The following is a 13,639-nucleotide window of genomic DNA, read 5'->3' on the forward strand; positions in this document are numbered from 1 at the left end:
TTGCTGCGGAAGTGGCGGCGGGGAATGATGGACGCATGAAGAGCGTGCGTCGTCGTTCCGCCCCGCTGGTGGCCGTGGGAGCCTGCGTCCTCCTGCTCTCCGCCTGCGCCACGGATCAGGGCGCATCGTCGCTGCCGCCCGACAGCTCCCGCTCCGACTACGGCGCGGCCGACGTGGCCGAGGCAGCCGAGGGCTCGAGCTCGGCCACGGTCGAGCAGCAGCTCGTGACCACCGGGTCGTCCACCATCGTCGTGGACGATCCGGCCGGCGCGGTGGACTCCGCGCGCGAGATCGCCGATGAGCTCGGGGGCCAGGTCAGCGACACCTCGACCGCGAACTACGGCGGAGACCCCTCCGCGGACGTGACCATTCGGGTGCCCGCGGAGCGTTACGACGACCTCCCGGCCCGCCTGGGCGAGCTCGGCTCCGTCGAGTCCAGCAGCACCGAGGTGGCCGACGTCGGCCAAGAGGTCGTCGACCTCCGCGCCCGCCAGGCCGCACTCCAGGGCTCGATCGACCGGCTCTCGCAGCTCATGGCCGAGGCCACCACCACGCAGGATCTCCTGGCCGCGGAGGAGATGATGACCCAGCGCCAGGGCGAGCTGGATTCCCTCACCGGCCAGCTGAGCTACCTCGAGGACCGGGTGGCCCTGTCCACCCAGCAGGTCTCGTTCGTCACCGGTGGCAGCTCGGACAACCTGTGGGACGACCTCGTCTCGACACTGGTGGACTCCTCCCGGTCGCTGCTCATCGTTTTTGTTGGCCTTCTGCCCTGGCTGATTGTCGCCGGCCTCCTCGCCTGGGCGGCTACCGCTATGGTCAGGGGAGCCCGGCGGGTCCGGCGCCGGAGGCAATAGGCCACGGGGGAAACGGCCGTCGATTAGTATCATCTGCGGCAACGAAAGACAGTGTGGAAGGGGTGGGGCGGCGTGGCGGAGATCACGGGGCCGCGCGGGTCGAAGCCGAGCTAGCGGAGCAGATCGCCACCCTCCCACCGGGGGCCAAGATCGACGGCGAGCGTGAACTAGTGGGACGTTTCGGGGTGTCGCGCGCCGTGGTGCGTTCGGCCCTCGACGCGCTGGAACGCCGGTTCATCATCAACCGCGTCCCCGGCGCGGGTACCTTCGTCGCGGACCGCTTCGACCTCACCGTCTTCAACCACGAGGCGCCCTCCCTGCACGCCACCGCCGCGGCCACCGGCCACGAGGTGCGCACCCGGCTGGTGACCTCCGGAAGGGAGCCGCTGCCCGAGCGCCACGCCCGGCTGCTCGGGGTCGAACCCGGCACGGAGACGCTCACGCTCCAGCGTGTCGGTGCCATCGACGGCACCCCGGCGACCTGGGGCAGGGAATGGGTGGTCCCGGGGCGGTCGCGGGATCTCGACGCTGCGCTGGGGGTCATCGAATCCGTCTACGACGCGCTGACCGGCTTCGGCTTCGAACCCATGCGTGGTCGCAGCATCGCCTCGGTCGAGGACGTGCCGCCGGAGATCCGCACGGCGCTGGGTTACCGCAGACCCGCCCTGGCCTGGCGCATGATCACCACCAACGTGGACTGCAGGACGCGCGAGCCGCTCATGGTCAGCGACAGCTGGCTGCGCGTGGACGCGGTCCGCCTGGTGTTTGACTTCCAGTCCGACTAGTTCACGCGGCATTCACCTGGCTGTCCTCTGGCAGGGACGAGCGCCCAAAGTTCATGTGCCCTTAGCCCGAGGTAGAGGGGGCGTTCAGCCGCACCGTCTTGACTGGGGCGCATGGACACCACCGAAGACAACCGCGAGGACGTTCTCGGGCTGCTCGCCCGGGGCGACCGGCAGCGGCTGTGCGAGCTCGCCGACACCATCCTTGACCAGCACGTCGGGGCGGGCGGGGACTTCTCCGTCATCCGCGACCCCGTGGCCGGGGTCCTCACCACTCAGGTGCGCGAGCCCCTCGCCGGCCAACGTTTCCTGCGGGGAGACATTCTGGTCTCCCAGGCCGAGGTCGTCCTCGGTGGATCTGCCGGCTGGGGGATGTGTTTCGGGGACGACCGGGCCAGCGCCCTGGCCCTGGCCATCTGCGACACCGAGATCGCCCGCGCGGGTGAGCTTGCCGACGACGTCCGCGCACTGGCCCGGGAGACGGACCGGACCCTCCGGGAGCGGCGGGCCGCGGAAAGGGAGCGGTTGCGTCCGACGATCGTGGAGTTCGAGGAGATCGCATGAACACCCCGACCACCCTGTCCCCGGACGAGGCGCAGCAGCTGTTCCGTTCCTACCTCGCCGCCATGTCGTGCCCCGGCAGCGTGCACCGCGCTGACGTGGTGGTCACTCCCGCGGCCGCGGCACCTCTGCTCACCCTGGCGGACCTCATGTCCCCGGTCGCGGCCTGGATACCCGCAGCCCGGCAGGCACGGCCGAACTGATCGCCGAGATCGCCCGCGTGACCGGCGCGCCCCTGGTCGAACCGGCGCAGGCGCGCTTTGTGCTGACGATGTCGGAGCCCACCGCGGACTCGCTGGGCACGGTGAAGACCGCCACGGCATCTGATCCGCACACCGCGTGTCTGGTGGTCCAACGCGTCGAGAAGCTGGGTCCGGACGGGGAGGTGACGCTGACCCTCACCGGTCCCGGCGTCGACGGGCAGTGCGATCTGGGTGTCACGGGCCTGAGCCCGGAGTTCTTCGCTACCCGCGCCGAACTCTGCGCGAACTTCCCCGCGGGCATCGACGTGCTATTGGTCACCGACGCGGGTGAGGTCGCCGCGCTCCCGCGGACCACCGTCGTCGAGGGAGCGCGGCGATGAGTTACGCCGGAACCAACAAGGGCGGCACCTCCGCTATCCTCGCGGCGGAGGCGCTCCTGCACGAGCGCAGCGCCGCCAGCGCGAACATCCCGGCGGAGGACGTCTACGCGGCGATCCCCGAGCTCGTCGACCAGGTGATGGGCGAGGGCGGGCTGTGGGCACCCGAGGTGGCGGCGCGGGCGGTGCTCCAGGCCGCCGGCGACACCGCAGAAGCCGTCCACCTGCTGCGCTCCCACCGCTCCACACTCCCGCGGCTGGCGTTCACCGAACCTGTCGACCCCGACTCCATGCAGCTGTGCCGGCGGGTCATCCCCGTACACCGGCAGCCCGACGGCCCACAGTTGCTCGGCGCGACTTTCGACTACTCACCCCGGCTCATCGCGGCGGAGGGCGGCGACCCGCTGGGCGTGGGGGAGGAGGAGCTCCTCGGCGACAACGCGCCCACGATCCGGGAGCATGCGGACCGTCCGGTGCAGCGATTCACCCAGTGGCTGCGGGAACGTGATCTGCTCACCGAGCGCGGCGGCGAGGTCGACGAGGAACCCTACGACCTCACCCTCCGGCCCATCACCCTGCCGGCCCCACGCTTCGCCGTGCTGTCGGCCATGACCATCGCGGAGACCGGCGCGCTGGTCAACACCTGGTACCGCACGGGCCCCGACGGGCACACCGACGAATCCGTCACCCTCGGAGACGTGCTCTACGGGCACCTGGACATCCGGGTCACCCACCCGCACACCGGGCGCCCGGTCACTGTCGGCCAGATCGACGCCACCGACGCCGAGGCCGTGGCCCACCTCGACTCCCGCGGCGAGGACACGTCCCGGTTCGAGGCAGGCTACGGGTTCGCCCTCGGCCACAACGAACGTAAGGCGATCGCGATGTCGGCCATGGACCTCGCCGCCACCCGCTTCGCGGACACCCCGGCCGGTGAGCATCTAGAGCAGGTGCTCATGCACACGACCGACGGCCTCGCGGCCAACGGCTTACTCGAGCACCTCAAACTGCCGCACTACGTCACGTTCCGCTCGCAGGTGGACCGGGCGTTGGCGGCCGCGGCACAGAAGGGCAGGACCACGCCATGAGCATTCCCACCGTCGCCGGGCTCAGCGCCGCGGCCGCCGACCGGGCCGCCGCCAACGTCGGTGTCACCATCCTTGACGAGCAAGCGAAACGGGAGGTGCGCCGGGCCATCCTCGCCGGGGTCGCCATCCCCGGCTACCAGGTGCCCTTCGGCTCCCGGGAAATGCCCGTGGCACGCGGCTGGGGATCCGGCGGGCTTCAGGCCACGCTGTCCATCGCCGGGGCCGAGGACACGGTGAAGGTCATCGACCAGGGTGACGAGGAGGGGGTCAACGCCGTCAACCTCCGCCGGCTCATCCTGGGTTCCCTGCGCTGCCGGGCCAGCGCGGACACCCGCGAGTCCACCCTCATCCAGTCCCGCCACCGCATCCCGGAGGATTCCCTCTCCGGGGACCAGATCGTCGTGCTCCAGGTCCCGGTCTCCGAGCCGTTGCGGGACGTGGTCAAGTCGATCCGGGAGGCGAACCGGATGCACGCCGAGGCCGACTACTCGCGGATGTGGGTGTCCATGTACGAGGACCTGGTCACCTCCGGGGTGATCAACAAGTCCTCGGGTTATCCCGTGGTGGTCAACCACCGCCACGTCATGGCGCTGAGCCCCATCCCGCGGTGGGATGTCCCCCGGCTCAATGACGCGAAGAACCTCGCCGTCCTCTCCCACGGCAGGGACAAGAAGATCTACTGCGTCCTGCCGCACACCCCGGTGGAACCGGTTGCCTTCGACGACGTCCCCTTCGAGGTCGAACACACCGAGGGCGAGACCTGCGTGCTCTGCGGATCCGCCGACACCTACCTCGTGCCCACCGCCGATGGGCGCCACCAGTGCTCGGATACCGAGTGGTGCTCCCGGGTCCGCGCTGGGGACGTCGATCCCGAGGAGCACCTCGCCGTGGCCCCGCGGAGGTACTACCCGGACCCGGAGCGCCGCGTCGGTGCCATCGCCGAACCCTGGCTGACCGATTCCGCGCTGCTCACCACCTCCGGGTCGGAGGGCCACGAACCCCGGACCGCGACCGGGGGAGCAGTGGAGCCTCAAGGTCGAGTCCCTGGGCAAGATCTACCCGGCCCGCCTGGGCTACTCGGCGGTGACGGCGGCCGAGGACGTGAGTTTCGACGTCGCTCCGGGTGAGGCCCTGGGCATCATCGGTGAGTCGGGCTCCGGCAAGTCGACGGTGATGAAATCCATCATCGGCGACGAGCCCGGAGCCACCGGCGAGGTGCGCCTGGCCGCCGTCGGCGCGGGCGGGGTTAACGTTCTGGACCTCAGTGACGCGGAGCGCCGACAGCTGCGCATCAGCACCCTGTCGGTGGTCTACCAGGACGCCGCGGCGGGCCTCAACCGGGGATCTCCGCCGGTGGCAACATCGCCGAGCGGCTCACGGCGGCCGGCGAGCGCAACTACCGTGCCATCCGCCGTCGCGCCGCCGAGCTGCTGCACCGCGTCGAGGTGCCGATGTCCCGGATGGACGATGTCGTGGGCCAGTTCTCCGGGGGCATGCGCCAGCGGGTGCAGATCGCCAAGGCCCTGGCCACCGACCCGGAGGTCCTGCTGCTCGACGAGCCGAACATGCTCAAGGGTGATACGTATCGTACTTCGTATCTCCAGTGTACCGACTTCAAGCTGGCGGAATGACGAAGACAGTTGAGCTGTGCGAAGCCCGGGGTGTGAGCGATGGGGTCTGCTGCATGGATAGGTGACATCTGATCTGGCTTGCCTGGGAAGGCCGGCCTGGAAGGATGATCGTCATGACCAAGCCCTATCCCCAGGAGTTCCGCGACGATGTCGTGCGCGTCGCGAGAAACCGTGAGCCCGGAGTGACGATCGAGCAGATCGCGAAAGACTTCGGGGTCCACCCGATGACGCTCACGAAGTGGATGCGCCGCGCCGAGAGTGACGAGGGCACCACGCCCGGCCAGTCACGGACCGAGGCGGCGCAGATCCGCGAGCTGAAGAAGCGCAACCGGCTCCTCGAGCAGGAGAACGAGGTGCTGCGGCGTGCGGCGGCGTATCTGTCGCAGGCGAACCTGCCGTCAAAAGGTTCTACCCGCTCGTGACAGAGCTCGCCGCCGCAGGGATCCCTGTGACGGTGACGTGTCGGGTGAGTATTCGTAGGTGTGAAGGCCACCCGATCGTGTGGTTGGGGGCCAGCGATATTGCCTGCGGGGGCCGGCAGCCGTCGTGATGGGGGCCACCGGCGTCCGCAGGACAATTCCTACTGGCTCATGGTGACGTGCTCGCGCATGTTGTGGGTGCCGGTGTCGACCCAGATCGTGTTATGCACGATCCGGTCCATGATCGCATCGGCATGCACCCCGGATCCGAGCCTTTGATGCCAGTCTTTTTTCGCGTACTGGGTGCAGAACACCGTCGACGCGGAGTCGTAGCGGCGTTCCAGTAGTTCCAGCAGCATGCTGCGCATGGCCTCATCCGGGTGATCCAGCAGCCACTCGTCGATAACCAGGACGGTGAATGCGGCGTACTTCTTGAGGAACTTCGTCGTCCCCTGGGGTTTGTCGCGTGCGGTGGCCCAGGCTTCCTCCAGATCCGGCATTCGGATGTAGTGCGCCCGGTACCGGTGCTGGCAGGCCTGCTTCGCCAGCGCGCACCCCAGATAGGATTTCCCTGACCCGGTGAACCCCTGGAACACGACATTCTGGTGGCGCTCGATGAACCCGCAGGTCGCCAAGGTAGCCAGCAGGTTGCGATTCAGTCCTCGTTGCTCGACCAGGTCGATCCGACGCAGATCAGCTGCCGGGTAGCGCAGGCCGGCCCGGCGGATCAGCCCGTCGACCTTGCCGTGGGTGAAGGTGGCATACGCCTCATCGACGATCAGGTGCAGCCGTTCCTCGAATCCCATCCCCAGGACGAGGTTCTCGTCTTCGGCGTCGATGGCCTCCAGCAGGGCGGTCGCGCCCATGTCGCGGAGTTTGCGTGTGGTTTCCATGTCGATGCCGCTCATTTCACGTCTCCTGCGTAGTAGTCGGCGCCGCGGACGAATCCGCCTTCCTCGACCGGTTCCTCCCGTGGTGGGCGTTGCCGGGTGGCCTGGTCCTGCCCGGTGGCCAGGATCGGGTGCAGGTGCACGTACCGCGGGGACCGGACATGCCCGGCCAGCGCCAGCCTGCAGGCGTCCTCGACCCGCTCGGCGGAATACCGCCGCGTCAACCGCAACACCGCCAGGGCGGCATTCAGGCCCTGCTCGTCGACGGCCACCGATTCGAAGATCCGGTTGACCACCACCGTCGCGGACGGGCCGACCCGGCCTGCCCACTCCCGCACGCGCGGGGCGTCCCACGGTTGGTAGCGCTCCCCGGCGGGTAGATCAGCGTCGTTGGTGCGGTACTGATTGGCTGATCCCTCGGGAAACAGCAGGTGGCTGCTCACCCTTTGCTGGCCGGAGTAGATCTGCAGGACACGGTCGGTGATCCGCAGATCTACGCTTGTGCCGATATGGGTGACTGGCACCGAGTAGAAATTCTTCTCCCACACCACGTGCCCGTTGCGCCCGACCCTCCGGCCGTAGACCCACCGGCTGATCTCATAGGCGACCTGCGGAAGCCCGGTCAGCAGGGGTTGTTCCTCGGTGGTGAACACACTGGCCCGGGAGCCGTCCCGCTTCTGGAAAGGCTCGGCGTTGTAGGCCGCGACCTGTGCGGTGACCGCGGCCGTCAGCTCCGGCAGGGATGTGAACTGCTGGTCGCGTAGCCGGGCGATGACCCGCATCGCGACATGCCACACGGTGTTTTCCACGCTCGGCTTGTCCTTCGCTTTGCGTACCCGGCCCGGCAGCACCGCGGCCGAGTAGTGTGCGGCCATCTCGCGGTAGGCGTCGTTGAGGACGATCTCACCGTCGCGGGGATGGGTGATCACCCCGGTTTTGAGGTTGTCGGGCACGATCCGCGGTACCGATCCGCCGAAGGCGGTGAACATCGCGACATGGGCCCGCAGCCAGGACTCCTGCGTCATGTCCAGACTCGGGTAGACAAACGAGTAGCGGCTAAAGGGCAGGCACCCGACGAACAGGTACACCGGCCTCGGGGTACTACTGATCGGGTCAAGCAGGGTCATCGTCGGCCCGGACCAGTCGACCTCGACGCTCTGGGCGGCCTTGTGTCCCACCCTCGACGCTGCTCCCGTGACCAGGACGTGGCGCTGGTAGGTCCGGCAGAACCGGTCGTAGCCCATCGCCGGCGCTCCGGTGGCGACGCATTCATCGGTGTACTCGCCGTGCAGCAGCTTCAGGGTCACGCCGACCCTGGCGAGTTCCCGGTGGATTTTCTCCCAGTCCGGTTGGGCGAACACGCTGTGGTGCTGTCCCCGGCCCGGGAACAGCAGGTCATAGACCTCGTCCTCGGGACGCTCGGCGACATCATCCCAGCTCACACCCGCGGTGTCGGCGGCTTCCAGTACCGCGGTGATGCTTTTTCGGGACATGCCCTGCGACGCGGCGATCGTGCGTCCGGACAGGCCCTCGGAGCGTAGCTGCAGTATCAGCTTCGCTCTGATCTTTCGTACCATTGGCTTGCTCCTTCCGCCGTGTGCCCTATACACACGGCGGGAGGAGCGTAAGCGTGGTGGCCCCCGACCGCACCACGAGTGGCCCCGACGCCTACGAACCCGTCCTCAGCCTGCCGGCCCCCGGACACGCGACCGGTGGACCCCAGTAAAGCGAATATTCAGTCGGGTGCTCAAGCTCTCCCGCCAGCCCTACTACCGGTGGCTGGCTGACCCCGTCACCCCGAACGAGGTGGTCGAGGCGTATCGCGCGAACGCGCTGTTCGACGCCCACAAGGATGACCCCGAGTTTGGGCACCGCCTCCTCGCCGACGAAGCACGCGATGTGGGTGAGCCGATGGCCGACCGGACCGCGTGGCGGATCACCTCGAGCAATGGCTGGTGGTCCGTGTTCGGGAAGAAACGGGCCAAGAACGGGAAGAATCCTGGTCCGCCCGCCCATGACGATCTCTGCGCCGTGGTCGATGAGCATGGTCGTACCCGGCATGTGTTCGCTGCGACGCGGGCGAATGAACTCTGGCTCGTGGACATCACGGAACACGGAACCGCGGAAGGCAAGCTCTACTGCTGTGCGATCAAAGACGCCTTCAGCCGGCGCATCGTCGGGTACTCCATCGACTCCAGGATGAAGTCCCGCCTGGCTGTCCAAGCACTTGAGAACGCGGTCCAGATGCGCGGTGACGTCGTCGGTTGCGTGGTCCATTCGGACAGAGGATCTCAGTTTCGAAGCCGGAAGTTCCTGCGTGCTCTGGCCGGCCACGACATGGTCGGTTCTATGGGCAGGGTGGGTTCGAGCGGCGACAATGCTGCGATGGAATCGTTCTTCTCTCTCCTGCAGAAGAACGTCCTTGATCGGGGTTCCTGGATCACGCGTGAGCAACTGAGGATCGCGATCGTGACCTGGATCGAGAGGACCTATCACCGCCGACGACGGCAGGCCCGTCTGGGACGTTTGACCCCGATCGAATTCGAGGCCATCATGACCAAGGACGTCGCCCTCGCGGCGTGACTAACAATTGTCACCTAAACGTGCAGCAGACCCCCATCTTCACCGGGCACCTCACCGCATCGGCCTGGCCGACCGAGCAGACCGCGGAGTTCCGACTCGCGGTCACCTGGGGCGGAATCGCTCTGACCGTGCTCGCGGCGGGCCTCGTCGCCTTCGGCATGCTCCGAGCCCACGGAGAGAAGAGCGCCCCAGAAATCTAGACCGAAGGGTGTTGACGGCGTGTCCGTCAAGGGAATGAACGGGGCTTCTGCAGGGGCTCTGCTTAAACGAAGAGTGAGATGAGAGAGGCGTGGTCACGGTGTTCAGGGACGAGGCGCAGTCGGTCGTTGCGCTGCACGACGTGGCGGTGACCACCAGGCCGCGCTGCGATGACCGACACCGTGGATGAAGAGGTTGAAGTGGGCCTGCTTGCCTTCCACGCCGCTCACCCCTTGACGAGTCCGCCGTCGACGATGAGGTTCTGACCCGTCACACCCCTGGCCCACGGGGAAGCGAAGAATACGACTGGGTCGGCGAGCTGATCCGGCGTCGTAACCGCCCGCAGCGGGGTGCCCGCGGCGATGCCCTCGAAGACCGCCTCAGGGGTCGCCGCCGAGGCGTCGGTGGTCAGCAGCAGCCCCCCGGAGACCATGTTCACCGTGATGGCCTGCGGGCCGAGATCGTCGGCGAAGGTGCGTGTCAGGGACAGCAGCGCTGCTTTCGCCGCGGTGTAGTCGTGGTAGGGCACGACGGGGTGCTGGAAGAGGTTCGTACCGATGTTGACGATCCGGCCGAAGCCCGCCTCGACCATGCCGGGAAGGGTGGCCTGGATGACGTTGAGAGGCCCATGCACGGAGCCGGTGAACTGTGCGGTGATCTCCTCGTAGGAGATCTGGTCCGCGTGGGAGCGGGCGTCGCCGTTGAAGGAGAAGTCAGCCAGCGCGTTGTTCACGACCGTGGTGATCGGACCGCCAAAGCGATCGGCGGCCTCAGCGACGAGGCCATCGACCTGGGCGCGGTCGCGGACATCAGCCCGGATTGCGATCGCCTTTCCGGGGTGGGCGGCGGCGAGGTCCTCCGCGGCGTCCTGGGAGGTGTGGTAGTCGATGACCACTCGCGCACCCTGGGCCAGGAACGCGCGAGTGATCGCAGCTCCGAGTCCGCGGGCGCCGCCGGTGACGAGGACGATCTGCTCGGTGAGGGGGAGAATAGTGTGTGCCATGTGTATGCCTCTCGATATCGAGGCGAAGGCAACCCGTGCGCACCGAAGAGCGAAAGTTGCTCTTCGGTGCGCTGACACCGCCAACATTGTCGGCGGGTGAAAGTCCGGACATTCCCTTCGCCAGTGCTAACTGGATCAGGTTCAACGGGTGTCATCTCAGCCGACCACGTCCCGTGCTCGAAAGCTGGAACGGGCGGCGCCCCGTGTCACGCCACCATCACATCACGGAAACCACACTCTCCACAAGCTTCGGACGGCCTGATTCTTCGTTACTGGAATCGCTGTCACAGAACACCTGATATCACTACGTGCTATCCGGCAAATGGGCATTCTGGCTTCTTGAGTGTTCCTATTGCTTGCGTTCCAGCTCGAGCGCGGTTTGGGCGATAGCGCGGACGTTGAATGTTTCCGCGACCGGTATCGCAGCCATTTCCTCGAGGGTGAACCATGCCGCTTCGAGTGCGTCATCGTCCGGGACCGGTTCCCCTCGTTCCCATCGGCAGAGCACTGCGATCAGGACGTAATGCAGATTGTGGTCGGCATCGATGACGTCGACAGCATCGAAGACATCACCGGGTGTGGCGAGGACTCCTGTTTCCTCGGCGAGTTCGCGCGCGGTCGCGGCGGTCAGGGTCTCGCCGGGTTCGATCTTGCCCCCGGGGAATGCCCAGCGCTCGGCGTCGGGCATGTGGGCACGCCGGATAAGGAGTACACGTCCTTTTCGGACCACTGCCGCCAGCGTCGCCGGCTTCGGGTAGGAAGCGTCGCGCGTCATCTACCCCGCCCCGATCGTCGACTCGGAGTGGTCTTGGAGGTGGGCTGTGATCTGCATGAACGGTGGATGGTCGATAGGTGCCTGGGAGCCGACGTCCTCTACGGTTTGTGCTCCGCGGTCGGTGACCTTGTCGACTGTGAAGCCGGCCTCGGTCAGCACCGCCTCGTAGGTGCTGATGAACCAGTGCCGGTCGACAAGCTCGAGGATCCCGGTGCCGGGGATCTGCAAGCTGACCTTGCGTTCGTCTCCGTCACGGTAGCCTCTGCCGGGCTCGCCGCTGCGGAAGGTCGGGAACGGTACTCCTGTGGCCGCCGGGTTGCTATCGACGATGAAGAGTCTGCCGGTCGGTGTAAGCACTCGGGCGAGCTCGCGGGCGATCGCTCTCAGTTCCTCGCGTGTGGGCACGTTGATGAATACGAAGCAGCACACGATCGCATCGAATGTGTCATCCGGGTAGGGAACGTGGCCGCTGTCGATGGTGTGGAATCGCGCGGCCGGTTGCGGGGTCTGCGCCCGGGCGAGGGTGATCATGTCGGTGCTGATGTCGACTCCGACGACCTGTGCTGCGGCTCCGGCGTCGAGGAGGCGTCGTGAGACTTTTCCGCTGCCGCACCCATAATCGAGCACGATCCCCCCTCGGCCGCAAGCAGTTTGGAGGTCATTGACGAGCGGGGTATAAGCCAGTCGGTTTTCGACATAGTCGTCATAGGCATCGAACCCTGCTGAGACTGCCGGAGTCGTCCATGATGTCGTCACTGCTGCACCGCCCTCACACGCGCGTTTTCGATGCTGGGCCATCGGCTCACGACCAGCTCCCGGTGGAGGGGATGGAGGTCGCCGATAATCGATGGGTCGACTGGTCGTTGGTATTGGAGTTGCCGGTGGATCCAGAACAGGCGGACAATGTCGACCCACGCTTCCGGAAGATCAAGGGTCGCCAGTGCGCGGCCTGGGAGCTCGTCTGCACGGATCGACTTCTCCAGGGCGAGGACCTGGTGCACCTGGTCCAGGCTCGCCCCCGAGGGCAGCCGTGGAAGAGTGCTGGGTTCCTCCACGATCGTCTGATCATCGCCGCCGAGGAGGGTGTGCACCTTGGTGAGGTCTTTTTCGTAGATGTGGATCGAGCCGACGTTGTGGATGTACACACCCGGGGTCAGGCCCAGCATCGAGGCGAGAAATTCTTGGATGAACGTGAAGGAGAACGTGTCGTTGAGCAGTCCCATGTACGCGTCGTTGGCGCGCATGAACGCGACCATGTGCAGACGGTCCTCACGGCGCAACAGCTGGAGAGCCAGCGTGCAGGAGACGTCGATGTTGCGGCGGTAGATGTCTTCGGAGTCGTCGAAGATCTGCAGAACGGCACGCTTGCTCGCAGGGTCATCCTCGCGGAGGATGTTCACGATTCGTTCGATCGCAGTCTCGTCGCCGACGTGTCTGAGCAGTTTGGGACCATACCCGGTGCCCGGCAGGCTGAGGCCGTCGGGACTGTACCGGCTCATCGAGGGTGCGTAGGTGCGGATGAAGTCGAGGTCGTTCTTCCCTGAGAGGTACCACAGTGCTTCGGCGTAGTTGAAGATGATGTTCTGCCGACGAGACCTGGCCAAGCAGTACCGCCGGGCCGGGTTGGTCAGGCGTGCGGTGTAGCCGATGATTTCGCGTTCGTCCTGACCGCGGGGACTGTTCTGGTATTCGAACCCGGTGTAGACCTGTCGCAGGGAATCCAGGTAGAGCGTGTGGAGGTCGGGATACTCAGGCTTCACTGACGGCTCCTGCCTGCGCGTGCTCGATCGCGGTGAGGATGCGTGGTCCGGTGGGCTGCTCGGGATCGATGGTGATCATCTGGACGTCGGCGACCGCTGAGAGGCCTCGGACGAGGAACGCGTACTCGGCTCCCTCGTCGAGGAGTAAGACGATGGGTTTGTTCCAGGCGGAGGCCCACCCGATCTCGATGTGCGTGCCCGGGGATGCCGGTGCGCCGGGGAACGCGACGAAGACGTCGCAGGCGGCGATCTCCGTGTAGTCGATGCGTGTGCATTCGCTGGGTTCCATGAACTCACGGCCCCAGTGCTCTCTGCGGTGGGCGCAGTGCACATCCCACCCCTGGGTTTCGAAGAAGTCGATGATCGAGGTGTACTTGTCGATCGCGGCGTCGCCCATCACATGGGTGTCGGCGTCGACGAGAGCTTTGAACGGGCCGGCGAGAAACATCTTTCGCGTCATCGTCACGGCTCCTTTCATGAGTCGAAGTGGTTAGCTCTACCGATCGGAACGA

The 13,639-nt window shown here is 66.6% G+C and carries 16 protein-coding genes, 3 pseudogenes and 1 riboswitch; of the genes and pseudogenes, 12 read left to right on the forward strand and 7 right to left on the reverse strand.

The annotated features are described in order from the left end of the window. Window positions 1-35 precede the first annotated feature (35 nt). The 10 genes and pseudogenes from CDOO_RS13255 to CDOO_RS14180 all read left to right on the forward strand — a co-directional run. Entirely contained in the window at window positions 36-857 is an 822-nt protein-coding gene (locus CDOO_RS13255) for a DUF4349 domain-containing protein (RefSeq protein ID WP_018022544.1), read from the forward strand. A 62-nt stretch (window positions 858-919) separates the two neighbouring features. Next, window positions 920-1,642 (forward strand): GntR family transcriptional regulator, encoded by a 723-nt coding sequence (locus CDOO_RS13915; RefSeq protein WP_018022543.1) that lies wholly within the window; start codon window positions 920-922, stop codon window positions 1,640-1,642. Between the two features lie 111 nt (window positions 1,643-1,753). Then, a complete protein-coding gene (locus CDOO_RS06310; protein ID WP_018022542.1) occupies window positions 1,754-2,203 on the forward strand; it encodes a phosphonate C-P lyase system protein PhnG in 450 nt (149 codons plus the stop codon). Next, window positions 2,200-2,403, forward strand: coding sequence for a phosphonate C-P lyase system protein PhnH (locus CDOO_RS14455; protein ID WP_018022541.1), 204 nt, complete (start codon window positions 2,200-2,202; stop codon window positions 2,401-2,403). The genes CDOO_RS06310 and CDOO_RS14455 overlap by 4 nt, the downstream gene beginning before the upstream one ends. A 17-nt stretch (window positions 2,404-2,420) precedes the next feature. After that, entirely contained in the window at window positions 2,421-2,783 is a 363-nt protein-coding gene (locus tag CDOO_RS06320) for a phosphonate C-P lyase system protein PhnH (protein ID WP_018022540.1), read from the forward strand. Continuing rightward, window positions 2,780-3,868: a carbon-phosphorus lyase complex subunit PhnI gene (locus tag CDOO_RS06325; RefSeq protein WP_018022539.1), complete on the forward strand. Its 1,089-nt coding sequence runs from the start codon at window positions 2,780-2,782 to the stop codon at window positions 3,866-3,868. Before CDOO_RS06320 ends, CDOO_RS06325 begins: the two co-directional genes overlap by 4 nt. Next, window positions 3,865-4,995, forward strand: a complete 1,131-nt coding sequence (locus CDOO_RS06330) for an alpha-D-ribose 1-methylphosphonate 5-phosphate C-P-lyase PhnJ (RefSeq protein ID WP_018022538.1) — start codon at window positions 3,865-3,867, stop codon at window positions 4,993-4,995. Before CDOO_RS06325 ends, CDOO_RS06330 begins: the two co-directional genes overlap by 4 nt. Then, a pseudogene (locus tag CDOO_RS14515) lies at window positions 4,970-5,035 on the forward strand (ATP-binding cassette domain-containing protein); the annotation flags it as partial. The gene CDOO_RS06330 and the pseudogene CDOO_RS14515, both read left to right, overlap by 26 nt. 278 nt (window positions 5,036-5,313) lie before the next feature. After that, window positions 5,314-5,499 carry an ATP-binding cassette domain-containing protein gene (locus tag CDOO_RS14465; RefSeq protein WP_342668864.1) on the forward strand — a complete coding sequence of 62 codons (186 nt, stop codon included), beginning with the start codon at window positions 5,314-5,316 and terminating at the stop codon, window positions 5,497-5,499. A gap of 113 nt (window positions 5,500-5,612) precedes the next feature. Next, window positions 5,613-5,968: pseudogene (locus tag CDOO_RS14180) on the forward strand (transposase); the annotation flags it as partial. 111 nt (window positions 5,969-6,079) lie between these two features. Here the strand turns inward: CDOO_RS14180 and CDOO_RS06345 are convergent. After that, window positions 6,080-6,826: an ATP-binding protein gene (locus tag CDOO_RS06345; RefSeq protein ID WP_018023087.1), complete on the reverse strand. Its 747-nt coding sequence runs from the start codon at window positions 6,824-6,826 to the stop codon at window positions 6,080-6,082. Further along, entirely contained in the window at window positions 6,823-8,385 is a 1,563-nt protein-coding gene (istA, locus tag CDOO_RS06350; protein WP_038573144.1) for an IS21 family transposase, read from the reverse strand. Before istA ends, CDOO_RS06345 begins: the two co-directional genes overlap by 4 nt. Before the next feature lie 163 nt (window positions 8,386-8,548). Between istA and CDOO_RS13925 the strand changes: the two are divergent. Further along, a pseudogene (locus CDOO_RS13925) lies at window positions 8,549-9,391 on the forward strand (IS3 family transposase); the annotation flags it as partial. Next, window positions 9,388-9,591 (forward strand): hypothetical protein, encoded by a 204-nt coding sequence (locus tag CDOO_RS06360; protein WP_156111868.1) that lies wholly within the window; start codon window positions 9,388-9,390, stop codon window positions 9,589-9,591. The pseudogene CDOO_RS13925 and the gene CDOO_RS06360, both read left to right, overlap by 4 nt. A gap of 224 nt (window positions 9,592-9,815) precedes the next feature. On the opposite strand, the gene CDOO_RS06365 is transcribed toward CDOO_RS06360, so the two are convergent. The 5 genes from CDOO_RS06365 to CDOO_RS06385 all read right to left on the reverse strand — a co-directional run bounded on the left by CDOO_RS06365 (window position 9,816) and on the right by CDOO_RS06385 (window position 13,587). Continuing rightward, complete coding sequence (locus CDOO_RS06365; protein WP_018022533.1) at window positions 9,816-10,592, reverse strand: 3-oxoacyl-ACP reductase; 777 nt, start codon at window positions 10,590-10,592, stop codon at window positions 9,816-9,818. A gap of 94 nt (window positions 10,593-10,686) precedes the next feature. Further along, a riboswitch (TPP riboswitch) is annotated at window positions 10,687-10,806 on the reverse strand. 135 nt (window positions 10,807-10,941) lie between these two features. After that, window positions 10,942-11,367, reverse strand: coding sequence for an NUDIX hydrolase (locus tag CDOO_RS06370; RefSeq protein WP_026159443.1), 426 nt, complete (start codon window positions 11,365-11,367; stop codon window positions 10,942-10,944). Continuing rightward, a complete protein-coding gene (locus tag CDOO_RS06375) occupies window positions 11,368-12,165 on the reverse strand; it encodes a class I SAM-dependent methyltransferase (RefSeq protein WP_096157498.1) in 798 nt (265 codons plus the stop codon). It abuts the gene before it with no gap. Next, window positions 12,120-13,127 (reverse strand): thymidylate synthase, encoded by a 1,008-nt coding sequence (locus CDOO_RS06380; RefSeq protein ID WP_018022530.1) that lies wholly within the window; start codon window positions 13,125-13,127, stop codon window positions 12,120-12,122. The genes CDOO_RS06375 and CDOO_RS06380 overlap by 46 nt, the downstream gene beginning before the upstream one ends. Beyond that, on the reverse strand, window positions 13,117-13,587 hold the full coding sequence (locus CDOO_RS06385; protein WP_018022529.1) for a nucleoside 2-deoxyribosyltransferase: 471 nt from the start codon (window positions 13,585-13,587) through the stop codon (window positions 13,117-13,119). The genes CDOO_RS06380 and CDOO_RS06385 overlap by 11 nt, the downstream gene beginning before the upstream one ends. Window positions 13,588-13,639: the final 52 nt, after the last annotated feature.

It is taken from the genome of Corynebacterium doosanense CAU 212 = DSM 45436, assembly GCF_000767055.1.
Taxonomy (GTDB): domain Bacteria; phylum Actinomycetota; class Actinomycetes; order Mycobacteriales; family Mycobacteriaceae; genus Corynebacterium; species Corynebacterium doosanense.